At 73.0% G+C, this 22,404-nt stretch carries 20 protein-coding genes; 12 read left to right on the forward strand and 8 right to left on the reverse strand.

Features of this window, described 5'->3' with window-relative positions; translation table 11 throughout:
- Positions 1-41: 41 nt before the first annotated feature.
- From KBY32_RS29495 to KBY32_RS29505, 3 genes are all read right to left on the reverse strand, one after another.
- Entirely contained in the window at positions 42-2,294 is a 2,253-nt protein-coding gene (locus KBY32_RS29495; protein ID WP_210982244.1) for a molybdopterin oxidoreductase family protein, read from the reverse strand.
- A gap of 164 nt (positions 2,295-2,458) precedes the next feature.
- The gene (locus KBY32_RS29500) at positions 2,459-3,064 is read right to left on the reverse strand and encodes a TetR/AcrR family transcriptional regulator (RefSeq protein WP_210982245.1); all 606 of its coding nucleotides are present in this window, start codon (positions 3,062-3,064) and stop codon (positions 2,459-2,461) included.
- 50 nt (positions 3,065-3,114) lie between these two features.
- Positions 3,115-3,648, reverse strand: a complete 534-nt coding sequence (locus KBY32_RS29505; protein ID WP_210982246.1) for a hypothetical protein — start codon at positions 3,646-3,648, stop codon at positions 3,115-3,117.
- A 184-nt stretch (positions 3,649-3,832) separates the two neighbouring features.
- Here KBY32_RS29505 and hmgA point away from each other — a divergent pair, with 184 nt between their 5' ends.
- From hmgA to KBY32_RS29520, 3 genes are read left to right on the forward strand one after another with little or no spacing between them, the layout of a single operon-like run.
- Positions 3,833-5,149: a homogentisate 1,2-dioxygenase gene (gene hmgA, locus KBY32_RS29510; protein ID WP_210982247.1), complete on the forward strand. Its 1,317-nt coding sequence runs from the start codon at positions 3,833-3,835 to the stop codon at positions 5,147-5,149.
- A 27-nt stretch (positions 5,150-5,176) separates the two neighbouring features.
- Positions 5,177-5,926 carry a GntR family transcriptional regulator gene (locus KBY32_RS29515; protein WP_055622805.1) on the forward strand — a complete coding sequence of 250 codons (750 nt, stop codon included), beginning with the start codon at positions 5,177-5,179 and terminating at the stop codon, positions 5,924-5,926.
- A gap of 26 nt (positions 5,927-5,952) precedes the next feature.
- Complete coding sequence (locus tag KBY32_RS29520; protein ID WP_210982248.1) at positions 5,953-7,095, forward strand: type ISP restriction/modification enzyme; 1,143 nt, start codon at positions 5,953-5,955, stop codon at positions 7,093-7,095.
- A 4-nt stretch (positions 7,096-7,099) separates the two neighbouring features.
- Here the strand turns inward: KBY32_RS29520 and KBY32_RS29525 are convergent, their stop codons facing one another.
- Positions 7,100-7,813 carry a TetR/AcrR family transcriptional regulator gene (locus tag KBY32_RS29525; protein WP_210982249.1) on the reverse strand — a complete coding sequence of 238 codons (714 nt, stop codon included), beginning with the start codon at positions 7,811-7,813 and terminating at the stop codon, positions 7,100-7,102.
- 63 nt (positions 7,814-7,876) lie between these two features.
- Here KBY32_RS29525 and KBY32_RS29530 point away from each other — a divergent pair, with 63 nt between their 5' ends.
- Together KBY32_RS29530 and KBY32_RS29535 are read left to right on the forward strand one after the other, a co-directional pair.
- Positions 7,877-8,815: an ATP-binding cassette domain-containing protein gene (locus tag KBY32_RS29530; RefSeq protein ID WP_210982250.1), complete on the forward strand. Its 939-nt coding sequence runs from the start codon at positions 7,877-7,879 to the stop codon at positions 8,813-8,815.
- Positions 8,812-9,594 (forward strand): ABC transporter permease, encoded by a 783-nt coding sequence (locus KBY32_RS29535; RefSeq protein WP_210982251.1) that lies wholly within the window; start codon positions 8,812-8,814, stop codon positions 9,592-9,594. Before KBY32_RS29530 ends, KBY32_RS29535 begins: the two co-directional genes overlap by 4 nt.
- A gap of 246 nt (positions 9,595-9,840) precedes the next feature.
- Here KBY32_RS29535 and KBY32_RS29540 read toward each other — a convergent pair whose 3' ends face one another.
- The 3 genes from KBY32_RS29540 to KBY32_RS29550 form a co-directional block, all read right to left on the reverse strand.
- Positions 9,841-10,110, reverse strand: coding sequence for a hypothetical protein (locus KBY32_RS29540; protein ID WP_055622800.1), 270 nt, complete (start codon positions 10,108-10,110; stop codon positions 9,841-9,843).
- A 126-nt stretch (positions 10,111-10,236) separates the two neighbouring features.
- Positions 10,237-11,028, reverse strand: coding sequence for an anti-sigma factor (locus tag KBY32_RS29545; RefSeq protein ID WP_210982301.1), 792 nt, complete (start codon positions 11,026-11,028; stop codon positions 10,237-10,239).
- Positions 11,029-11,045: 17 nt separating this feature from the next.
- Positions 11,046-11,588, reverse strand: a complete 543-nt coding sequence (locus KBY32_RS29550; protein WP_055622798.1) for a sigma-70 family RNA polymerase sigma factor — start codon at positions 11,586-11,588, stop codon at positions 11,046-11,048.
- Positions 11,589-11,796: 208 nt separating this feature from the next.
- Between KBY32_RS29550 and KBY32_RS29555 the strand changes: the two genes are divergently transcribed.
- From KBY32_RS29555 to KBY32_RS29570, 4 genes are all read left to right on the forward strand, one after another.
- Positions 11,797-13,332 carry a DUF4331 domain-containing protein gene (locus tag KBY32_RS29555; protein WP_210982252.1) on the forward strand — a complete coding sequence of 512 codons (1,536 nt, stop codon included), beginning with the start codon at positions 11,797-11,799 and terminating at the stop codon, positions 13,330-13,332.
- A 175-nt stretch (positions 13,333-13,507) separates the two neighbouring features.
- Positions 13,508-14,989 carry a tetratricopeptide repeat protein gene (locus KBY32_RS29560; RefSeq protein WP_210982253.1) on the forward strand — a complete coding sequence of 494 codons (1,482 nt, stop codon included), beginning with the start codon at positions 13,508-13,510 and terminating at the stop codon, positions 14,987-14,989.
- Positions 14,986-16,671 carry a nickel transporter gene (locus KBY32_RS29565; RefSeq protein WP_210982254.1) on the forward strand — a complete coding sequence of 562 codons (1,686 nt, stop codon included), beginning with the start codon at positions 14,986-14,988 and terminating at the stop codon, positions 16,669-16,671. The genes KBY32_RS29560 and KBY32_RS29565 overlap by 4 nt, the downstream gene beginning before the upstream one ends.
- Before the next feature lie 45 nt (positions 16,672-16,716).
- A complete protein-coding gene (locus tag KBY32_RS29570; RefSeq protein WP_210982255.1) occupies positions 16,717-18,333 on the forward strand; it encodes a serine/threonine-protein kinase in 1,617 nt (538 codons plus the stop codon).
- 7 nt (positions 18,334-18,340) lie between these two features.
- On the opposite strand, the gene KBY32_RS29575 is transcribed toward KBY32_RS29570, so the two are convergent.
- Positions 18,341-19,150 carry an SGNH/GDSL hydrolase family protein gene (locus KBY32_RS29575; protein WP_210982256.1) on the reverse strand — a complete coding sequence of 270 codons (810 nt, stop codon included), beginning with the start codon at positions 19,148-19,150 and terminating at the stop codon, positions 18,341-18,343.
- A gap of 301 nt (positions 19,151-19,451) precedes the next feature.
- Between KBY32_RS29575 and KBY32_RS29580 the strand changes: the two genes are divergently transcribed.
- The 3 genes from KBY32_RS29580 to KBY32_RS29590 all read left to right on the forward strand — a co-directional run bounded on the left by KBY32_RS29580 (position 19,452) and on the right by KBY32_RS29590 (position 22,334).
- A complete protein-coding gene (locus KBY32_RS29580; protein ID WP_210982257.1) occupies positions 19,452-20,657 on the forward strand; it encodes a S8 family peptidase in 1,206 nt (401 codons plus the stop codon).
- Positions 20,658-20,833: 176 nt separating this feature from the next.
- Positions 20,834-21,235 carry a hypothetical protein gene (locus KBY32_RS29585; protein WP_247690162.1) on the forward strand — a complete coding sequence of 134 codons (402 nt, stop codon included), beginning with the start codon at positions 20,834-20,836 and terminating at the stop codon, positions 21,233-21,235.
- Between the two features lies 1 nt (position 21,236).
- Positions 21,237-22,334: a GNAT family N-acetyltransferase gene (locus tag KBY32_RS29590; RefSeq protein ID WP_210982258.1), complete on the forward strand. Its 1,098-nt coding sequence runs from the start codon at positions 21,237-21,239 to the stop codon at positions 22,332-22,334.
- The last annotated feature ends 70 nt before the right edge of the window (positions 22,335-22,404 follow it).

Genomic DNA, 22,404 nt, shown 5'->3' on the forward strand with positions numbered 1-22,404 from the left:
CACGCGAGCAATAAGCGCAGAAGTCCAGGTCAGAGCTTTGCTCAGGTCAGCGCGCTGATCGTTTCGGCCACCGGTGACACCTCGACGGGCACGCCGTTGAGCACCGCGTTGCCGGACAGCGGGTCGAGCGCGCGGCCGTCGAGGAGCTGGTTGACGTTGACGCCGGGGTTGCCGGAGGCGTGGCCGAGCCGGGTGCCGGGGCGGTCGTGCCCCCAGCCGTGCGGCAGGCTCACCACGCCGGGGCGTACGGCGTCGGTGACCTCGGCGGGCGCGGTCACCTCTCCCCCGGCGCCCTTCAGCCGGACGGGCGCCCCGTCGCGGACGCCGAGCCGGCCGGCGTCGTCGGGGTGGATGTGCAGGGTGCAGCGGTTGGAACCGCCGGTGAGGGCGGGGACGTTGTGCATCCAGCTGTTGTTGGAACGCAGATGCCGGCGGCCGACCAGCACGAGCCCGTCGGGGCGCTCGCGCAGCGCGGACCGCAGCCGGGGCAGGTCGCCCGCGATGGGTTCGGGCAGCAGCTCCACCTTGCCGCTGACGGTCTTCAGCGGCTGCGGCAGCCGGGAGGCGAGGGGGCCGAGGTCGATGCCGTGCGGATGCGCGAGGAGCCGGTCGAGGGTGAGCCCGTCGGGGCGGGCGCCGAATCCGTCGCCGTAGGGGCCGAGGCGCAGCATCATGTCCAGGCGGCGCTCGGGGCCGCTGACGCCCGTGAGCTGCGCGGCGAGTTCCTGTGGGTCGCGGCCGTGCACCGGGGAGTGCGGTTCGGTGACGGCCTTGCCGAGGGTCTGCCCGATGACCATGTCGTCCACGGCGGACGGGTCCGTGCCGTTCAGGCCGGTCGCGGCCAGGACGAGCCGGGCCATGATCTCGGTCTCGGCCATACGTCCGGGCTCCAGCGGGACCGCGGGCCGGGTGTAGCGGACCTGGTTGCGCACGGCGAGGGTGTTGAAGGCGAAGTCGTGGTGCGGGCTCTGCGACGGCGGGGGCGGCGGCAGGACGACATGCGCGTGCCGGGAGGTCTCGTTGAGGTAGGGGTCGACGCTGACCATGAACTCCAGGGAGTCCAGCGCCTTGTCGAGGCGGTCGCCGTCGGGTGCGGAGAGCACCGGGTTGGCGGCGACGGCGATCAGGGCGCGGACGGGCGTGCCCTCGTCGGTGGGGGTGTCGATCTCCTCGGCGAGCGCGGAGAGCGGCAGTTCGCCCTTGGCCTCGGGGTGGCCGCTCACCCGGGAGCGCCAGCGTCCGAGCGCGAAGCCGTGGCCGGGTCCGGCCGGGCGGGGGGTGCGGTCGGTGGCGGCCTGCGGGAAGAGGGCGCCGCCGGGGCGGTCGAGGTTGCCGGTGAGGATGGTGCAGACGTCCACGAGCCAGCTGGCGAGGGTGCCGTGCGGGACGGTGCAGCTGCCGATGCGCCCGTAGACGGCGGCGGCGGGGGCGGCGGCGAGCTCGCGGGCGAGGGCGCGGATGGTGCCGGCGTCGACGTCGCACGCCTCGGCGACGGCCTCCGGGGTGAAGTCCCGCAGCGCGTCCCGGAGTTCGTCGAGGCCCTGGAGGTGCGGGGTGAGGTCTCCCGGGTCGGCAAGGTCCTCCTCGAAGAGGGTGTGCGCGACGGCCGCGAGGAGCAGCGCGTCCGTCCCGGGCCGGACGGCGATGTGCCGGTCGGCGAGCCGGGCGGTGCGGGTGCGGCGCGGGTCGACGACGGTGAGGGTGCCGCCGCGCGCCTTGAGCGCCTTCAGCCGGCCGGGGAAGTCGGGGGCGGTGCACAGACTGCCGTTGGACTCCAGCGGGTTGGCCCCGATCAGCAGCAGATGGTCGCTGCGGTCGAGATCGGGTACGGGGATCGCGTTGGCGTCGCCGTAGAGGAGGCCGCTGGAGACGTGCTTGGGCATCTGGTCGACCGTGGAGGCGGTGAAGAGGCTGCGGGTGCGCAGTCCGGCGATGAGGACCGGCGGGTAGAGGGCGCCGGCCATGGTGTGCACGTTCGGGTTGCCGAGCACCACGCCGACCGCGTTCGGGCCGTCCCGCTCGACGACCGGGCGCAGTCCGGCGGCGACGGCGTCGAAGGCCTCCTCCCAGGTGGCCTCGCGCAGGACGCCGTCCCGGCGCACGAGCGGGGTGCGCAGCCGGTCGGGGTCCGCGTCGACGGCGCCGAAGGCGGCGCCCTTGGGGCAGATGAACCCCTTGCTGAAGACGTCGTCGCGGTCGCCGCGGGCGCCGGTGACCTCGGTCCCCTCGATGGTGAGCGTCAGGCCGCAGGTGGCCTCGCACAGGGGGCAGATGCGCAGTGCGGTGCGGGACACGGGTCCTCCCGGGGTGGGTGACGGCGGCGGTGCGCGTCGCCGTGCGCCGAGCATACCGACCGGTACGCACGGTGGGGAGCCCCTGGCTCTCGGCCCTGGATCGGAGACCGCCGCGCTGAGCCCTCGCCCCGAGGGCCGCCGCCCTCAGCCCCAGGCCGCCGCTTTCAGTCCAGCACCCTGCGGAGATACGCCTCCAGCAGCTCCCGCGCCTCCCCCAGGATCCGCTCGTCGCCCTCCGGCGCCATCCGGAAGGCGAGGTGGACCAGGGTGTCGGCGGTCTCCACGGCGACGAGGAAGGTGCGGCGCAGATCGTCGTCCGGTTCGAGGCCGAGGTGGCCGGCGAGCAGTTCGGTGAGCCGGTCGGCGACACGGCGGTTGGGCTCGCCCCGGGTGCCGACCGGGATCTGGTTGCCGAAGTCGACCAGGGAGAACCCTGGCGCCGTGCGCTTCATGGCGACGTACTCGCCCAGGAGGGCCTCGAGGGCCGCCCGCCAGCCCCCGTCACCCGCCTCCTTCAGGCGCTCGGTGACGCGGTCGCTGAAGCGTTCGAGGTTGCGCTGGGCCAGGGCGTCGGCCATCTGGCGCTTGTTCCCGAAGAACCGGTAGACCGAGCCGATGGGCACGCCCGCACGCTGGGCGACGGCCCGGGTGCTCAGCTCGTCGTAGCCGACCTCGTCGAGGAGGTCGGCACAGGCGTCCAGGATCCTGGTCAGCCGTTCGGCGCTGCGCCGCTGCACGGGCGCCCGGCGGAGCGATGCGGGATGGGGCACGGTCTCATGATGCCTCTCGGGCACGACCCGGTGAACATCGGCCCCCGGGGTCACGGGGCCGGCTCACCCGTCGCCTCCGCGCCCTCCGCCTCCGAGGCGGTGATGTCGGCCGTCCGCTCCACGGGGGCCTCCTCCACGGCCCACACGGTGCCGTCGTCGGCGTACAGCCGGACGGTGACCTGGTGCGTGCCGCGCGGGACGAGGGACGCGGGGATGCGGTACCGGTCGGTGCGCAGCTCGGCGACGCGGTGGCCGTCCACGAAGAGGTGGGCCAGTCCGCGCCCCGGGGCCGGCTCGGTCCGGGCATCCGCGGGCGAGAAGCGGAAGTTGCGCAGGGTCAGCCGTACGTCCCAGTCGCCGGCGCGGGCCGGGTCGGGCTCGACCTCGATGCCGACACCGGGCGCGTCCCCTTCGTCGACCTCGCGGTAGTGGCGGCCCTCGCCGTCGGTGTCGTCCAGGACCTTGCCGACCGGCGAGGACGCGATGCCGTCCTGCCCGCCGGGCGTGCCGGAGCCGAAGCCGGCCGCCCCGGCCAGCAGAAGGGCGGCCACGAGGGCCGCGGGAAGGGACCGTCTCCACGACATGTCCGGAGACTAGAACACGGGTCCGACAGCGGGGATCCCCCTTGAGTCTGGTCCGTCTCCGCCTCACGTCGTACGACGGACCGGGCCCGGCGGATCTTCCCCGACGAGTCCGGGCGGATCTCTTGCGCCCGGGAAATCGCAATCCTACGGTGAAGCATAGGAATCGGATCGCAAGGGAGCGAGCATGAGCGCGGACGCGCGGAAGACCGCCGAGGGCCTGTCGTATCTGTCCGGCTTCGGCAACGAGCACAGCTCGGAGGCGGTGCCGGGCGCCCTCCCGGAGGGCCGCAACTCCCCGCAGCGCGCCCCGCTGGGCCTGTACGCGGAGCAGCTGAGCGGTTCGGCCTTCACCGAGCCGCGGGCGCACAACCGCCGCTCATGGCTCTACCGCATCCGCCCCTCGGCCCAGCACCCGGCGTTCACCCGCACCGGCAACGGCGCGATCCGCACGGCGCCCTTCACCGAGACGGTCCCGGACCCGAACCGGCTGCGCTGGAACCCGCTGCCCGACCCGGCGCCCGGCACCGACTTCCTGGCCGGGCTGTGGACGCTCGGCGGAAACGGCGACGCCACTCAGCGCGCCGGGATGGCCGTGCACCTGTACCACGCCAACGCCTCGATGGAGCGGGTGTTCAGCGACGCCGACGGCGAGCTGCTGATCGTCCCGGAGCGCGGCGGGCTGCTGCTGCGCACCGAGTTCGGGATGCTGCATGTGGAGCCGGGACATATCGCGCTGATCCCCCGTGGGGTGCGCTTCCGTGTGGAGCTGCTGGACGACTCCGCCCGGGGTTATGTGTGCGAGAACTATGGTGCGCCGTTCCAGCTGCCCGACCTCGGCCCGATCGGCGCCAACGGCCTGGCGAACGCCCGGGACTTCAAGGCGCCGGTGGCCGCGTACGAGGAGACCGAGGGTCCCGTGGAGGTGGTCAACAAGTTCTGCGGGAACCTGTGGACCGCGACCTACGGCCACTCCCCCCTCGACGTGGTCGCCTGGCACGGCAACCATGTGCCGTACGTCTATGATCTGCGCCGTTTCAATGTGATCGGCACCATCTCCTACGACCACCCCGATCCGTCGATCTTCACGGTGCTGACGTCCCCGTCGGACACCCCCGGTCTGGCCGGCGTCGATTTCGTGGTCTTCGCTCCGCGCTGGCTGGTGGGTGAGGACACCTTCCGGCCGCCGTACTTCCACCGGAACGTGATGAGCGAGTACATGGGTCTGGTCGAGGGCGCGTATGACGCGAAGGCGGAGGGCTTCGTGCCCGGCGGCGGCTCGCTGCACAACATGATGTCGGCGCACGGCCCGGACCGGGAGACGTTCGACCGCGCGAGCGCCGCCGAGCTGAAGCCGCAGAAGATCGACGACGGTCTGGCGTTCATGTTCGAGACCCGCTGGCCGGTGACGCTCACCCCCCAGGCGGCCGGCGCCGAGCACCTGCAGCGGCGGTACGACGACGTCTGGGACGGCCTGGAGCGTCACTTCCGTCCGTTGCGCTGACCGATCCGCGGAAGGTACGGATAGCCCGTGACCCCCTTCGCCCCGGACTCCATCGTCCTGAACCGCAAACTGCCGCTCTGGTACCAGGTGTCGCAGTCGCTGCGCGCCTCCATACTGGGCCGCCGGCCGCAGGACCCGTTGCGCCTGCCCACCGAGGAGCAGCTCGCGGAGCACTACGGCGTGAGCGTGCTGACGATGCGCCAGGCCCTCAAGGAGCTGGAGGACGAGGGCCTGATCACCCGGCACCGGCGGCGCGGCACCTTCATCGAGCCGGACGCCCGCCGGGGCGCCCCGGTGCGGCTGCTCGGCTCGGTGGACGCGATCGTGGCCCAGCAGTCCGGCATGACGGCCGAACTGCTGGAGCACGGACCGGCGCCGGTGCCCGCCGAGGTCGCCGAGCACTTCCCGGACCTCGACGAGGTGGCGGCGTACCACCGGCTGCGCAGCGACGGGGCGACGGGCGAACCGACCAACCACGCCCGCAACTACGTCCGTCCCGAGCTGGCCTCCCGCATCGACCCGGACGATCTGCTGCGCTGGCCGATGACGAAGGTGCTGCGGGACGTCGTCGGGGCGGACATCAGCCGGATCACGGACACCGTGGAGGCCCGGCTCGCCGACCCGGAGACGGCCAAGCTGCTCCAGGTCCCGCTGCTGAGCCCGATCCTGCACTACACCGGCCTGACCTACGACGCGGCGGGCCGGGTGCTGGACGCGGCCGTCATCCACTACCGGGGCGACCGCTTCTCCTTCACGGTGACCCTGGAGGCCACCTGACCGCCGGGCGGCGCCCAGGCCGTACGATGCCGGGCGTGACGCACGACGACGCTCCGCCGCTGGCGGACCTCATGCCGTGGTCCGTCGCACCGCCTCGGCTCGGCCGGGGCTGGCCGGCGGGCCCCGACGCGGCGTCCCTGAAAGCGCGTTGGGACGCGTTCGTGAAGGCCGAGGGCCCCGACCGGGAGGCCCTGCTGGAGCCGACCCGCTCGCGCACCCTGCACTCGGCGGCCGCCCAGCTGCCCGGCCAGTCCACCGGCACCGGCAAGCTGCTGCGCGCCTCCGGTCCCTGCCCGGAGCCGGTCCGGGTGCTGGCCGCCCCCTTCGACGAGCAGTGGCTGATCCCCGACCACCGGCTGATCGACGCCGCCCGCCCGGAGCTGTGGCGGGTGGCGGACACACGCCAGGTCTTCGTCGTGGAGAGCCCGGAGACGGGCCTGCTGGCGACCTCGCTGCTCCCGCTGGTCCGGCCGGGCCGCGTCCGCCCGCTCTACCGGCGCCCGCACGGCACGGAACCCAATCTCGCGCCCGGCCTGCTGCCGTACCTGGAGAGCCGGTTGGGGGTTCCCGTCGAAGCGTATGACGTGCTGGCCTGGACGTTCGCCGCGGTCCGCCCGGACCTGCGGGTGCCGCTCACCGACGATCCGGCGCTGTGGGCGCGCGGTGTGGAGTCGGGCCGGCGGATCCTGTGGCTGCTGCGCCGGGACGGCGACCGGCCCAAGCTGCCCGGCGGGCGCCGCCCGTACGTCCGCGCTCCCCTGCCGTCCCGGCCGCCGGCCCTGGAGTACGACCGCGACGAGGAGGTCCTCCTTCTCGGCGAGGGCCGTATCTCGCCGGTGCCCGTGGCCGCCTGGGACTTCGCGGTGGGCGGGGTGCGGGTGCTGGAGCAGTGGTTCACGGCGCGTACGGCGGACGCCGAGCCGGGCACCCTGGCCGCGATCCGCCCGGCGTCCTGGCCGCAGGAGTGGACGTCCGAACTGCTGGAGCTCATCACGGTCCTGGCCCTGCTGGCGGAGACCGCGCCGCTGGGCGACGACCTGCCCTCCACGGTCACGGCGGCGGACCTGCGGGCGGCGGGGGTGCTGCCGGTCCCGGCCAGGGCCCGCCGGCCGGCGTCGGTGCTGGAGGGCCAGGAGGAGGGCCCGGAGGGGCAGCTCGCGCTGATCTGAGGGGTCAGCGGTCGGGGTCGAAGGCGTCCAGTACCCGGTCCAGGGCCCGGCGGAACACCCCCTCCAGGTCGATCGGGCCGCTGCTCTCCATGAAGGCCGCGGCCAGCCGGGGATAGGCGCCGGTGGCGACCTGGCCGCCGAGGTAGGCGATGCGGACCGCGTTCTCCTCCTCCTCGGTCCACGGCATGGAGCGGGTCCGTTCGGCGGTGGCGATCTCGTTGGCCGTGTAGGTCGTCACCACGCCGTTCAGGAGCGCGACCAGCTCCATCTTCTCGCTGTACGGAACGTCCAGCGGCTCCAGGCAGGCCAGGCAGTGCTCCAGGTAGCGCAGGCTGTTCGGGCTGAAGCCGTACACCCCGGACATCAGCCGGGGCGCCCAGGTGTGCCGGTGCATGATCGCCCGGGTCTCCAGCGCGTTGCGGGCCATGTCGGCCCGCCAGTCGCCGGAGGGCTCGGCGATCTCGTGCTCGGCCCCGATGGCGTCGATCATCAGCTCGTACAGGTCCTCCTTGCGGGGGACGTAGTTGTAGAGCGACATCGTGCCGCAGCCGAGCTCCGCGGCCACATGCCGCATGGAGACGGCGTCCAGCCCGCCCTCGTCGGCGAGGCGCACCGCGGCCGCCGCGATGTCCGCGCGCGTGAACGCGGGTCTGGGACCGCGCCCCGTCCGCTCCGGTCGCGCCCAGATCACGCTCGGCACGGACGCCTTGCCCGCCATGGAACATCACCTCGGCCTCCATCGTAGTTACGTACACCGTACGTAGTGCGCTATGGTCGAGCCATGACTTCTACGTACGCTGTACTTAGTGAAGGTCTGCGCAAACGGTTCGGCGAGGTCGACGCCCTGCGCGGGCTCGACCTCGCGATAGCGCCGGGCACGGTCTGCGGCCTCCTCGGGCCGAACGGCGCCGGCAAGACGACCGCCGTACGGCTGCTCACCACGCTGCTGCGGCCGGACGCCGGCTCCGCCCGGATCGCCGGGCACGATCTGCTCCGCGACCCGGCGGCCGTACGCCGCCACATCGGGGTCACCGGCCAGGACGCCTCCGTGGACGGCGATCTGACCGGTCGCCAGAATCTGCGGCTGTTCGCCCGGCTGCACCGGGTGCGCGGACCGGCGGAGAGGGCCGACGAGTTGCTGGACCGCTTCGGTCTGACCGAGGCCGCCGACCGGCCGGTGTCCGGCTACTCCGGCGGGATGCGCCGCCGCCTCGACCTGGCCGCGAGCCTCGTCCGCCGCCCCGACGTGCTCTTCCTGGACGAGCCCACGACGGGACTCGACCCGGCGAGCCGGGGCCGGATCTGGGAGGCGGTGCGGGAGCTGGCCGCCGCCGGCACGGCCGTACTGCTGACCACGCAGCACCTGGAGGAGGCGGACCAACTCGCCGACGACATCGCGCTGATGGACCGGGGGCGCGTCGCGCGGACGGGCTCACCCGCCCAGCTGAAGGCGGTCCTGGGCACCCAGATCGAGGTGGTGGTCGGGGACGTGGACACGATGGTGGACGCGGCGGCCGTGCTGGACCGGCTGACCGGCGCCGAACCCTCGCTCGACCGCGAACGGCGTGCCGTGGGCGCGCTCACCCGGGACGGCACCCTGACCCTTCCGCGCCTCGTGCGCGAACTCGACGCGGCGGGTGTGCCTTTGGTCGACGCGAGCCTGCGGCCGCCGACTCTCGACGACGTCTTCCTGCGCCTCACCGAGGAGCGTGCGGCATGAGCACACTGGTGTACGACGGCGGAGCGATGCTGGGCCGGCAGCTGCGGCGGGTCCGCAACAACCCGGGCCTGCTGATCCTCACCCAGACCATGCCGATCAACATGCTGCTGTTCTTCGGGTACGTGTTCGGCAGCGCCCTCGCGATGCCGGGCGAGGAGTACCGGTCCTTCCTGGTGCCGGGCCTGCTGGTGGCGACCGCGGCGAACGGGATCATGACCGGTATGTTCCAGGCCGCGCAGGACACGCACCGCGGGGTGACGGACCGGCTGCGGACGCTGCCGATGAGCAGGGCGGCGGTACCGCTCGGCCAGACGGTGGCGGACCTGCTGGTGACGGCGGTGGGGACGGTGCCACTGCTGCTGACCGGGCTTCTGGTGGGCTGGCGGATCGAGGGGTCGGCGCTCGAAGCGGTGGGCGCGCTGGGGCTGTTGCTGCTGTTCCGGTTCGCGATGACGTGGATCGGGGTGTTCCTGGGGCTCCTCACCCGCAGTGAGGAGGCGGCGGGCCAGCTGGGCGCGGCGACGTTCCTGCTGCCGCTGCTGTCCAACGCCTACATCCCGGCCGGCGGACTGCCCGGGTGGCTGCGCACGGTCGCCGAGTGGAATCCGATCAGCGCGGTCACGACGGCGCTGCGGGAGCTGTTCGGGAACGCGCCGGTGCCGGACGGGGCGGCCTGGCCGGTGGCGCACCCGGTCGCCGGGTCGCTGGCCTGGTGCGCGGTGCTGCTCGCGGTGTTCGTGCCGCTCGCGGTGCGCCGGTACGCGCGCGACGGGGAGTGAGCGGCCGCGGGCGCACGGCACGGCGAAGGCCCCGTCGGGATCCATGCCGGGGCCGGGCCGTGGCACGGGTGAGACGGGGCCGGGGAGCGCGGGGTGGATTCCGGGGGAATTGCCCGCACCCGGGTGGCACTCCGGGACGCCGCCGCGGTGCCGTGGGGATGACGGCGGCGACAGCGCGGCGGCATCAGGACGGAGGGCCGGCCGGGTACGGGCCTCGGGACGTCGCTCGGCGGTGACCCGTGCGGGTCAGTGTCCGCCGAACAGCGAGCGACGGAGCCTGCGCAGCGGGGCGAAGAGCGAGACACGGCGTACGCGCGCGGTGCGGTCGCTGCGCTCGCGCACGGTGTCCCGCGTGGTCAGCTCACGCATCAACGAGGTCGCCTCTGCCGCCTCCCGCTGCGGCACGGCGGGACCCGCCAGTACCGCGAGATGGCGGTCGAGGCGCGAACTGGTCGCGCTGCTCCCGCAGGTGATCGCAGGGACCCTGGCCCTGCTGCGCACTGTTATCTGATCCATGTCACTCCCCACCCGTACGAGTCCACCCGGCCCGGGCAGGTTAACCCTATCGTCCCGGTGGAGCACGCGTGTATCGCGGTCACAGGATTCACCTTCCCCGTAAGGGTGTTGACGACCCGTAGACGATTACTCTCCGAATCCGACCGATTTCAGGGCGAGTTGGACAATGGGCTGGCTGGTCGGTTGCGGAGAGCCGCCGCCTGGCTCGACGGTGACGGCCAGTGACGTCGCCGAGGTCTCGAGATCGGACGCGATCAGGGGCGTGTCGCCCTCGAAGAGCCCGAGGGAGCGCGGTTGCGCGCCGGGGCGCATGAGCCAGAGCTGATGCACACGGCCGCCGGGCGGCTCGCCGTATCCGCTCAGAGTGACGACCGCACGCCCCTCCGATGCGGAAGCCACCACTCCGATCCGTCGGCCCTTCGCGTCCTCGCCGGTGCTCGCGCGGGCGTCCGAGGCGCCCAGAACGTTAGCGATCTCACTCGCCCGGGCCCGCTGCGCGGCCAGTTCGTCCCGCGCCTCGTTCGCCTGGACGGCGAACAGGGAGGCGACGACGAGGGCCGCGGCGGCCGTGGCGGTGGCGAACGGCACGAACAGCGGACGGCGGCCCGCCCGGCGCGGCGGCGGCTGGCCGCCCCACACATGCGGCGGCAACTGGGGCACCCGCGCGCGGGCCGCCGGCCGCCCGGCACCCTCCTGCGGCAGCGTCCGTACGGCGGACAGCACCCGCTCGCGCAGCGCGGCCGGCGGGGGCGCGGCCGTCGACCAGGCCAGCCGGACGGCGTCCTCGGTCAGCGCGCGCACCTCGGCGGCGCAGACCTCACATGTGCTCAAGTGCTTCTCGAAACGCTGCCGTTCGGCCCGCTCCAGGGCGTCCAGGGCGTAGGGGGCGGCGAGGGAGTGCAGGTCCTCGCGCCTCATCAGGCGGGCGACGAAACTCACGCGACTCCTCCCAGGCACTTGCGCAGCTGGGTGAGTCCGTCGCGCATCCGGGTCTTGACGGTGCCCAGCGGCAGGGACAGCCGCTCGGCCACTTCACGGTAGGTGTAGCCGTCGTAGTAGGCGAGGGTGACCGACTGGCGCTGCAGCGCGGTGAGGCGTTCCAGGCAGCGGCGCACCCATTCTCGCTCCAGCCCGGCCTCGACCTCCTCGGCGACGTGGTCGAAGGCGGGCTGCCCGGAGCGCATGGCCTCGCGCTGCTCGCGTTCCCCGGCGGCGCGGGCGCTGCGCACACGGTCGACGGCGCGGCGGTGGGCGAGGGTGAGGACCCACGACAGGGCGCTGCCCCGGCGCGGGTCGAACCGCGCGGCCGACCGCCACAGTTCGAGCAGCACCTCCTGTGCCACCTCCTCCGACTGCGCCGGATCGCGCACGACCCGGCGCACCAGTCCGTAGACCGGACCGGACACCAGCCCGTACAGGTCTTCGAACGCCTTCTGGTCACCGCCCGCCACGAGCACCAGCAGCTCGTCCGCGTCCACCGTGTCTCCCCCTCCAGCCAGACCGCATCTCGGCCGTCCCGTCCCACGAGGTCTTCGCAACAGACACACCTCCGGATGGGGTACGGATCAAAGAGCTGAAAAAGCGGGTCGGACGGGCACGGAAATTCTTTTCGTGTCCGACCAATCCGCCCCCGCCCCCACTCCGAATCCCGGTGCGTCAGGCAAGTTGGCACTGAGGACGGACGGCATGACACCTACTTCCAGGAGCGGGGCGGGACGCAGGGGACTCGCGACCCTCGTATGTGGTGCGTTGGCCGCCGGCGGGCTCGCAGCCGCCGGTGTGACCGCGCTGGAACCGGGGGCGGCCTCCGCCTCCAGCCACCGCGAGGCCCCGCTCATCTCGGGGACACCGCAGTACGACAACACGGACGTGTACGCGTTCGTCAGCCCGGACAAGCCGGACACGACGACGATCGTGGCGAACTGGATACCGTTCGAGGAGCCCGCGGGCGGACCGAACTTCTTCCCGTTCGCCGAGGACGCCCAGTACGACATCCACGTCGACAACAACGGGGACGCGCAGGGCGAGCTCCTGTACCGCTTCACGTTCGACACGCACACGAAGAACAAGAAGACGTTCCTCTACAACACGGGACCCGTCGAGAGCCTCGACGACCCCGACCTCAACATCACACAGACGTACGACATCGAGCTGCTGAAGCTGAAGGACCAGCACCTGGTCTCGAAGACGAAGATCGCCAACGACGTCCCCGTGGCGCCGTCGAACGTCGGCAAGGCGTCGATGCCCGACTACGCGAAGCTGCGCGAGGAGGCCGTGCACGAACTGCACGGCGGCACCACGACCTTCGCCGGTCAGGCCGACGACCCGTTCTTCCTGGACCTGCGGGTCTTCGACCTGCTGTACGGCGGAAATCTCTCCGAGGTCGGCAACGACACCCTCAAGGGCTACAACGTCAACTCCATAGCCCTCCAGGTCCCGAACCACATGCTCGCCGAGTCGGCGGACCAGCCGATCGTCGGCATCTGGTCGACCACACAGCGCAAGAACGCCAAGGGCTACTTCGAGCAGGTCTCGCGCCTGGGCAGCCCGCTGGTGAACGAGGTCGTCAACCCGATCAAGGACAAGGACCGGTTCAACGCGTCCTCGCCCTGGGACGACGCCAAGTTCCTGAAGAACGTCACCAACCCCGAACTGCCCAAGCTCATCGAGGCGATCTACAAGATCCCCGCACCCGACGAGCCGCGCAACGACCTGGTCGACGTCTTCCTCAAGGGCGTGAAGGGCCTCAACCAGCCGCCGCACGTGACGCCTTCGGAGATGCTGCGCCTGAACACGTCGATCAAGCCGACGGACAAGCCCAAGCGGCTCGGCGTCCTCGACGGCGACAACGCGGGCTTCCCGAACGGCCGCCGGCTCACCGACGACGTGATCGACGCCTCCCTCCAGGTCGTGGAGGGCGAGCTGCTGGGCGCCAAGAACGACCTGGGCGACGCGGTCGACAAGAACGACAAGGAGTTCGAGAAGTCCTTCCCGTACGTCGCCCTGCCGACGGAGGGCTCGCGCGGCCCGCTCGCCAAGGGCACGGACGGCGAGACAGACGTCCGCAGCCAGCTCGGCGACGCGCTCCAGCCGGCCGGCGCGTCCGGCGGCACGGACGACATGGCGCTGATCGCCGGATCGGCGGGCGCCGGAGCCCTCGGCATCATGCTGATCGGCGGCGCCCTCCTGTGGTGGCGCCGGATGCGGGACCGGGCCTACTAGGGCCTCTCGTTCGGATCATGCCGGGCTCGGCCTGATCCGGCCTGATCCAAACGAAAGACCCTGACCCGACCGGCCATCGACCCGGCGCGGCCCGCGAACGTACTCATCCCCCACGGCGCGGGCCGCGTCGCACCACCCGACCACCACCGTCGACGACACCCATCGAGGAGAGGGCATGGTCCCGCCCACGCACGACACCCCGCAGGAGCCCACGCCCGAGCGTGGCGCGGGCCCGGACCCGGCGGCCCCCGCCGGGGGTGAGGGGGCGGGGCCCCCGCAGGACGGGGCCGGGGCGAAGGACGGCGGCCGGGTCGCGGCGCTGCGCCGCTTCGCCGCCGCCCGCCGGCGCGCCCTGCACCTCACCGGCTGCGCCGCCCTGCTGGCCGTCGCCGTCACCGGGGGCTCCGTGGCCCTGGGCGCCGGCGGCGACGCCCCGCGGGTCGCGCCCGCCTCGGCCGCCGTCTCGCCGGGGCTGCTCGCCTCGGGCGACCTGGACACGGGCATCACGGCCCTCCAGTCCCATCTGCGCGATCAGCCCCGGGACTTCGGCGGCTGGGCCACGCTGGGCCTCGCCTATGTCGAGCAGGCCCGCACCAAAGGCGACCCCTCGCGCTATCCGCAGGCCGAGCGGGCGTTCAAGCGCTCGCTGGCGCTGTCGCCCCGCAACGACCAGGCGCTGGCCGGCCGGGCCGCGCTCGCCGCCGCCCGGCACGACTTCGAGGACGCCCTGGCCCTCGCGGAGCGGGCCCTGAAGGAGAACCCGTACAGCGAACGCGCCCTGTGCGTCCGGGTGGACGCCCTCGTCGAGCTCGGCCGCTACGACGCCGCCGCCGAGGCCGCGGACACCGCCGACGACCGCCGTCCGGGCATCCCGGTCTTCACGCGGTACGCGTACGTCCACGAGCTGCGCGGCGACGTCCGTACGGCCCGGCGCGTGCTGGAGCAGGCGCTGTCCTCGGCGTCCGCCCCCGGCGACATCGCCTACGTCGCCACCCAGCTGGGCCAGCTCGCCTGGAACCAGGGCGAGTACGAGCCGGCCCTCACCCACTACGCCCGCGCGCTCGCCGCCGACGAGAACTACCTCCCCGCCCTGGAGGGCCGGGCCCGGGCACGGGCCGCCGACGGCGACCGGGCCGGTGCGATCGCGGGCCTGAAGGACGTCGTCACCCGCTTCCCGCTGCCCGGTCCGCTGGTCGCCCTCGGCGAGCTGTACGAGGCGGCCGGCGACCGGGCCGCCGCGGACGACCAGTACGCCCTGGTCGACGCCTGGACGTCACTCGCCCGCGCGAACGGCGTCAACGCCGACCTCGACACCGCGCTGGCCGCCGCCGACCACGGCGACAAGGCGGCCGCCCTGCGGGCCGCCCGCGCCGAGTACGAACGCCGCCGCACCGTGCACACCGCGGACGCCCTCGCCTGGGCCCTGCACGTCAACGGCAAGGACGACGAGGCGCTGTCCTACGCCCGCCGGGCCACGGCCACCGGCTACCGCAACGCCGTGTTCCTGTACCACCAAGGGATCATCGAGCGGGCCACCGGCCACACGGACGACGCGCGCACCCATCTGCGGGCCGCCCTCAAGCTGAACCCGGGCTTCGCACCGCTGGGCGCCCGGGACGCGCGCGCGGCCCTCGCGGACCTGGAGGCGGACCGATGAGCCCGCGCCGCGTGGCCGCCTCCGGCGCCGCCGTCCTCACGGCGGCCTGTGCGCTCGCCCTGTTCACCGCGCCGCCCGCGAGCGCGCACCCCCTCGGCAACTTCACCGTCAACCGGTACGACGGCCTGGTCGTCGCCCCCGGCGAGCTGCGCGTCGCCCACGTGGAGGACCTGGCCGAGATCCCGGCGACCCAGGCCGAACCCGCGATCGAGAAGGCGGGCCTGACGGCCTGGGCCCGGGAGCGCTGCGCGAGCGCGGCCCGGGACGGCGAGGTCACGGTCGACGGCCGCGAGGCCCCGCTGACGGTGACGGCAAGCCGGGCGCGGGTACGGCCCGGACAGGCGGGGCTCGACACCCTGCGGGTGGAGTGCGCGCTGACGGCACCACTGCCCGAAAAGGCCGCGCACACCGTGGAGTTCACGGCTGCGGGCGGGGAGGCCGGGCCCGGCTGGCGGGAGATCACGGCGCGCGGCGACCGGATGACGCTGACCGCCTCGGACGTACCGGGGACGTCGGTCTCCGGTGAACTGAGCGAGTATCCGGAGGAGTTGTTGTCCTCCCCCGCCGACACGCGGTCCGCGTCCCTGCGGGTGCGGCCCGGCGGTCCGGCCCTCGCCGCGTCCGGCGCGTCCAACGCGGACACCGAGGACGGCGCGTCCTCCGTCCTGCCGCGCGGCGCCGACCGCTGGACGCGCGCCCTGGACGACCTGGTCTCCCGCCGTGAGCTGACCGTGGGCTTCGCGGCGCTCGCCCTGCTGCTCGCGGTCTTCCTCGGCGCGCTGCACGCGCTCGCCCCGGGGCACGGCAAGACGATGATGGCGGCCGTGGCGACCGCGCGCGGGGGGCGGGCCCGGATGCGGGACGTCCTGCCGCTGGCCGCCTCGGTGACCGTCACCCACACCCTGGGCGTGGTGGCGCTCGGCCTGCTGGTCACCGCCGGCTCGGCGGCGGCACCCTCGGTGATCACCTGGCTGGGGGTCGCGAGCGGCGCCCTGGTGATCGCGGCGGGTGTGACCCTGACCCGCCGCGCCTGGCACCTGCGCGCCTCCGGGCACGGCCACGCGTCGGGGCACGGCCACGAGCACCCCCACGACCACGACGGGCATCCCCATCCGCACCCCCACCCGGGCGAGTCCGACCCCGAGCACGCCCACGAGCGCCATCCGGTGCTCGTCGGCGCCTCCCCCGGCACCGCCCCGGCCCCCCATCCCCATCCCCATCCGCACGACCACGCCCACCCGCACCCCCACGACCATGTGCACGAGCACCGGGAGCACGGGAAAACGGCCCCGCTGACCCACACCCACGGCGGTGTCCCCCACACGCACCCCACCGCCCCCACCCTGCGGGGCACGATTCTGCTCGGCTTCGCCGGGGGGCTCGTCCCGAGTCCGTCCGCCGTCGTCGTGCTGGTCGGCGCCGCCGCGCTCGGCAAGGCCTGGTTCGGGCTGCTGCTCGTCGTGGCGTACGGCGCCGGGCTGGCGCTCACGCTCGGCGCGGCCGGGTTCGCCGTCGTCCGGCTGGGTACAGGGGCGATGCGGGTGCTCGACAGGCGTCCGCGCGCGCTGACCCACCCCGTGACGGTCCTCGTCCGCCGTACGGCGCCGCTGGCGTCCGCGGTGCTCGTCGTCCTGATCGGGGCCGGACTCGTGGTCCAGGGGGCGGCATCCGCACTCGGCTGAGCTACTTTTGTGGAGAATGCGCACGGATGCGAAGGGGGGACGCCCGTGTCCGAAGACCATGGCGATGAACGGGTGATCGCGGGTCGCTACCGGCTGCTCTCCCCGCTCGGCGAGGGCGGCATGGGCACCGTGTGGCGGGCCCGCGACGAGCTGCTGCACCGCGAGGTGGCCGTCAAGGAGGTCCGCGCGCCCGCCGGACTGCCCACCTCGGACGTCGAGCGGATGTACGCCCGGCTGGAGCGCGAGGCGTGGGCGGCGGCGCGGGTCGCCGACCGCAATGTCGTCACGGTGTACGACGTGGCCACGCAGGACGGCCGGCCGTGGATCGTGATGGAGCTCGTCCGGGGCATCTCGCTGGCCGAACTGCTCGACGCGGAAGGGCCGTTGAGCCCGCAGCGGGCCGCGCACATCGGTGCCGGGGTGCTGTCCGCGCTGCGCGCCGCGCATGACGCGGGAGTGCTGCACCGGGATGTGAAACCGGCCAACGTGCTGCTGTCGAACGACAACCGGGTGGTGCTCACCGACTTCGGTATCGCCATGGTCGAGGGCAGCTCGGCGCTGACCATGACCGGGGAGGTCATCGGCTCCCCGGAGTTCCTCGCGCCGGAGCGGGCGCTGGGCCGCACGCCCGGCCCGGAGTCCGACCTGTGGTCGCTCGGCGTGCTGCTGTACGCGGCCGTGGAGGGCAACTCGCCGTTCCGTCAGGACACTCCGCTGAGCACCCTGCGCGCCATCGTCGACGAGGAGCTGCCGCCGCCGCGCCGCGCCGGGCCGCTCACCCCCGTCATCGAGGGGCTGCTGCGCAAGGACCCGGCCGAGCGGCTGCCGGCCGCGCGGGCGCAGGAGGATCTGCGGGTCGTCGCGGCCGGGGGCACCCTCCCCGGCACCGGCGCGGGGGCGTCCGCGTACGCCCCGACGATCGCCGCGTTCCCGGCGCCCGAACGGACCGCTCCGACGGCCCCGGTCCCGCCGCCCGGCCCCACCCGGCCCACCGGGACCCCGGTGGACGGCACGGCTCCGATGCGCTCCGAGCGTGACCGCCGGGCCGGGCCGGTGCTGATCGCGGGCGTCATCGTGCTCGCGCTCGCGGTGGGAGGTCTGACGTACGCCCTGCTGAACCGCGGTGACGGCGACGGGGGCAGGGCGGGCGGGGAGACCGCCACCGCGACGGGCGGTGGGACGGCGGCGACCGGGACGAAGGAGGAGCCCGCCACCGAGGAGCCGACGCCGAGTCCGAGTCCGAGCCGGAGCGCGTCCCCGTCGTCCACGCCGCAGTCCGTGCGGGTGACGCTGACCGGCGCCCACACGGACTACGACGGCGTCTGTCCGCCGCCGAGCGGCCAGGCCCCGTCGTTCACGGCGACGTTCACCGTGGGCCGGCTGCCCGCGCAGGTCGTCTACCGCTGGGTGGCGGAGGACGGCGACGTCATGGACCAGGGCTGGAAGACCCTGTCCTTCCCGGCGGGCGGCGACCGGACCAAGCAGGACAGGGTGTTTCTGACGACGTACGACGAGAGCGGCACGTTCGAGAGCGCGATCTCCGTCGAGGTGCGCGATCCGGTGAAAACGAAGTCGGCGTCCGTGCCGTTCTCGGTGACGTGTACGAGCGAGACCCCGTCGGGCGGGGCCTCGCCGTCGTCCGGCGAGTCACCGGACGCCTAGGGGCCGTTCAGCTCGCGGAGTTGAGGGCGGCCAGATAACCACCCGACTGGCCCGCGGCCGTCGGGTGGTACGACTCCGAGATGCTGAGCCAGTTCACGGAGTGCATCCACGAGCTGCCCGAGCACAGTTCGTGCCCGGCGAAGGTGGTCCGTACGTCGCCGAAGGCGAAGCCGTGGTCACGGGCCCGCTTCTCGATGGCGGCGTCGATGTGGTCGGCGGCGTCGTTGAGCGCCCGGCGCTTGGTCTCGGACAGGCCGACGCAGCCGGAGGCGCCGAGCTTGTAGAAGCGGGGGTAGCCGAGCACGACGACCCTGGCGGCCGGTGCCCGGGAGCGGATGGCGTTGTAGACGGCGTCCAGGCGGCCCGGCAGGGTCGTGTCGACGAACGCCTTGGCGGTGTTGATGCGTGAGACGCAGGCGCTGTCGCCCTGCAGCACACAGGTCGTCATGATGTCGGCGAATCCGGCGTCGTTGCCGCCGATGGACACCGTCACCAGGGCGGTGGAGGCGGTGAGCGGGCTGAGCTGACTCGCGGTGACATCACCCGTACGAGCGCCCGAGCAGGCCGTGAAGTCGAAGGACGAGGGTGAGTTGGCGGCGGCCCAGAGGGCCGGGTACGCCTTCGAGCTGCGCTTGCAGTCGCCGCTGGAGCTGATGTAGCTGCCGGCGCCGAGGCCCGAGGAGTAGGAGTCGCCGAGCGCCACATAGCCGCCCGCTGCTGCGGTGTCGGCGGCCTGCGCCGTGGCCGCCCCGGTGAGGGCGGTGCCGATGGCGAGGAGGAGTGAGGCGACGTGTACGGAAAGTCGGGAACGTCTCATGGAACCTCCCTATAGCAGGATCTCTGCCGTAACCGTCGTACCAACTACGCGTGTTGAGTGGAAGTGTTCATGCCAAAACTTTTTCGGGCATCACGCATCCGAGGCGGCGTGTTTTATTTCGTGGCCATGACAAGGTCATTGACAGGTCGTCAACTCCCTTGTCGGGTCGCCAGGGGTTGCGGAGCCTTGATCTCGGCCCGGCGCGGCACCCGCCGTCCGGCCGTGTGTGCGACGACCGCACACACCCCCCACATGTGCGCGCACCACCCCTGCGCACCGCCTGGAGGAGGACTCCCTCGCAATGGCACCACTGCGTAACACCACGCTCCGGTACGCCGCGATATCCGGCCTGGCCGCCGCACTCGTCGCGGGACTCGGCTCCCTGCCCGCCCAGGCCGCCCCGGCCGAGGGCACCGTTCTTGCGGCCGGCTCCCCCACGGCCGTCAAGGACAGCTACATCGTCACGCTGAAGAAGACCGCCGGGCTGAAGGCCGCCTCCGGCACGGGCAAGGACCTCGTCAAGCGGTACGGCGGCACGGTCAGGAAGACGTTCGGCGCGGCGCTGAACGGCTACTCCGCCACCCTCTCGGCCGGTGAGGCGAAGAGACTCGCGGCCGACCCGGCCGTCGCGTCGGTCGAGCAGAACCAGACCGTCCGCCTGGCCGACACCACCCAGAGCAACGCGCCCTGGGGCCTGGACCGCATCGACCAGAGCGCCCTGCCGCTCTCCGGCACCTACACCTACCCGGACAGCGCGGGCAGCGGGGTGACCGCCTACGTCATCGACACCGGTGTGCGCATCACCCACCAGCAGATCAGCGGCCGCGCGTCCTACGGCTACGACGCCGTCGACGGCGACACCACCGCCTCCGACGGCAACGGCCACGGCACCCATGTGGCCACCACCATCGCCGGCTCCACCTACGGTGTGGCCAAGAAGGCGAAGGTCGTCGCGGTCCGGGTGCTGGACAACAACGGCTCCGGCACCACGGCGGGCGTGATCGCGGGCATCGACTGGGTGACGGCGAACCACTCCGGTCCCTCGGTGGCCAACCTGTCCCTCGGCGGCGGCGCCTCCACCGCCCTGGACACCGCCGTCCGCAACTCCATCTCCAGCGGCGTGACCTACGCCGTGGCGGCCGGCAACTCCAGCGCCAACGCCTCCTCGTACTCCCCGGCGCGGGTCACCCAGGCGATCACCGTCGGGGCCACCACCAGCACGGACGCCCGCGCCGGCTACTCCAACTACGGTTCGGTGCTCGACCTGTTCGCGCCGGGCTCCTCGATCACGGCGGGCTGGCACACCAGCGACACCGCGACGAACACCATCTCCGGCACCTCGATGGCGACCCCGCACGTCGCCGGAGCGGCCGCCGTCTATCTGGCGGGCCACACCTCGGCCACCCCGGCCGCGGTCGCCTCGGCCCTGACGTCCGGCGCCACCACCAACGTGGTCACCAGCCCGGGCAGCGGCTCCCCCAACCGGCTGCTGAAGCTGGTGCGCTGACCCACCCCTGAACCATCCGCACCACCGGCCCCCGGAGGCGTCACAGCCCCCGGGGGCCGTCCGGCTGTGAACGGGGGACGAACGGTTGTCAAGGGGCCATCCGCATCTTGACGGCCGATATGCCCCTGAGCCACATTGAAGCCTGGCATCCGGCGCTTCGGGGGGCAAAGTCGCCAATGCAGACCATCCATGGCACGACAACGACGTCCGAGGACGCCGAGCGCGAGCGAGAAGGACCGGGGAGGGACCTGACGCCGCTGCTCGCCGGTGCCGCGACGGCGGTGGGGGCGATCGGCGCGGTCCTCGCGCTCACCGGCTCCGACTCGCCGCTGCGCGGCCCGTTCACCCTGTTCTTCCTCCTCGCCGCACCGGCCGCGGCCATCGGCGCCGCGCTGCGCGGCCTCGATCCCTTCGGCCGTCTCGTGGCCTCGGTCGCGGGCGCCGTCGTCCTCGACATGCTGGTGGCCCAGGCCATGCTGGCCCTGCACCAGTGGTCGGTACGCGGCGGGATCGTGGCGGTGACCGCGATCAGCGCGCTCATCCTCCTGCTCGTCATCATGCGAAGGCGGACGGTCTGACGTGGACATCAGCGTGTACCGCCCCGGCGAGCTCACCGCCGCCGACCGGGCGGCCTGGACCTCCATCCAGTCCAAGGCCCATCTCCAGGGCGCGCCCGAGCTGGGCAACCCGTTCCTGTCATCCGAGTTCGCGCTCGCCGTGGGCCGTTGCCGGCGCGGGGTGCGGATCGCGGTCGTCCGGGAGGGCGGGGAACCGGTCGCGTTCCTCCCGTTCCAGCGGACGGCCACCGGTGTCGGACGGGCCATCGGTCTCGGCGTCTCGGACGCCCAGGGCGTCGTGCACCGGCCCGGCTTCACCTTCGACGCCCGGGAGCTGCTGAAGGCGTGCGGGCTCGCCGTATGGGAGTTCGACCACCTGGTGGACGGGCAGACGGCGTTCGCGCCGGCCGCCACCGGCAGCTTCCCGTCGCCCGTCATGGACGTCGACCAGGGCTACGACGCGTATCTGGCGCATCTGCGGGCGCGGGCGCCCAAGTTCACCCGCACCACCCTGGCCAAGGAGCGCAAGCTGGCCCGCGACCACGAGGACGTGCGGTACGTGCACGACGAGCGTGATCCGGCCGCGCTGCGCACCCTGATGGCGTGGAAGTCGGCCCAGTACCGCAGGACGGGCCGCAGCGACCGCTTCGCACAGGAGTGGATCACCCGGCTCGTGGAGCAGCTCTTCCACACCCGCTCCGACTCCTTCGCGGGTGTCCTGTCCGTGCTGTACGCGGACGGCAAGCCGGTCGCCGCCCACTTCGGGCTGCGCAGCGAGCGGATCCTGGCGTGCTGGTTCCCGGCGTACGACCCGGCGTTCTCGAAGTACTCGCCGGGCCTGGTGCTGCATCTGCGGATGGCCGAGGCGGCGGCCGCGGACGGCATCGCCCACCTGGATCTCGGCCGGGGCCAGAAGGAGTACAAGGACTCCCTGAAGACACGGGAGCTGACCGTGTCGGAGGGGTGGGTGACCCGGCGTCACCCGGTCGCGTTCGGACACCGGGCACGGCGTGCCCCGGTCCGTGCGCTGCGCAACACCGTGCAGTCCCGGCCGGAGCTCTTCGAACCGGCGGACCGGTTGCTCAAACGTATGGGCAGGATCCGGTCAGGACGTACGTAACGGCCAAAACAACAAAAACGTGGGAGCTGGTTCCAGCTCTTGCCATACAGTGTCAATCGTCAATACCGTC

Origin of the sequence: Streptomyces sp. RK62, from assembly GCF_018070255.1 — a bacterium.
GTDB lineage: Bacteria > Actinomycetota > Actinomycetes > Streptomycetales > Streptomycetaceae > Streptomyces > Streptomyces nigra.

Coding starts and splice junctions, on each gene's coding strand:
- KBY32_RS29505 (WP_210982246.1), bottom strand. CDS start 3,648: ATGTCGTGGAGACGGTCCCTTCCCGCGGCCCTCGTGGCCGCCCTTCTG.
- hmgA (WP_210982247.1), top strand. CDS start 3,833: ATGAGCGCGGACGCGCGGAAGACCGCCGAGGGCCTGTCGTATCTGTCC.
- KBY32_RS29520 (WP_210982248.1), top strand. CDS start 5,953: ATGCCGGGCGTGACGCACGACGACGCTCCGCCGCTGGCGGACCTCATG.
- KBY32_RS29525 (WP_210982249.1), bottom strand. CDS start 7,813: ATGGCGGGCAAGGCGTCCGTGCCGAGCGTGATCTGGGCGCGACCGGAG.
- KBY32_RS29530 (WP_210982250.1), top strand. CDS start 7,877: ATGACTTCTACGTACGCTGTACTTAGTGAAGGTCTGCGCAAACGGTTC.
- KBY32_RS29535 (WP_210982251.1), top strand. CDS start 8,812: ATGAGCACACTGGTGTACGACGGCGGAGCGATGCTGGGCCGGCAGCTG.
- KBY32_RS29540 (WP_055622800.1), bottom strand. CDS start 10,110: ATGGATCAGATAACAGTGCGCAGCAGGGCCAGGGTCCCTGCGATCACC.
- KBY32_RS29545 (WP_210982301.1), bottom strand. CDS start 11,028: ATGAGGCGCGAGGACCTGCACTCCCTCGCCGCCCCCTACGCCCTGGAC.
- KBY32_RS29555 (WP_210982252.1), top strand. CDS start 11,797: ATGACACCTACTTCCAGGAGCGGGGCGGGACGCAGGGGACTCGCGACC.
- KBY32_RS29560 (WP_210982253.1), top strand. CDS start 13,508: ATGGTCCCGCCCACGCACGACACCCCGCAGGAGCCCACGCCCGAGCGT.
- KBY32_RS29565 (WP_210982254.1), top strand. CDS start 14,986: ATGAGCCCGCGCCGCGTGGCCGCCTCCGGCGCCGCCGTCCTCACGGCG.
- KBY32_RS29575 (WP_210982256.1), bottom strand. CDS start 19,150: ATGAGACGTTCCCGACTTTCCGTACACGTCGCCTCACTCCTCCTCGCC.
- KBY32_RS29580 (WP_210982257.1), top strand. CDS start 19,452: ATGGCACCACTGCGTAACACCACGCTCCGGTACGCCGCGATATCCGGC.
- KBY32_RS29585 (WP_247690162.1), top strand. CDS start 20,834: ATGCAGACCATCCATGGCACGACAACGACGTCCGAGGACGCCGAGCGC.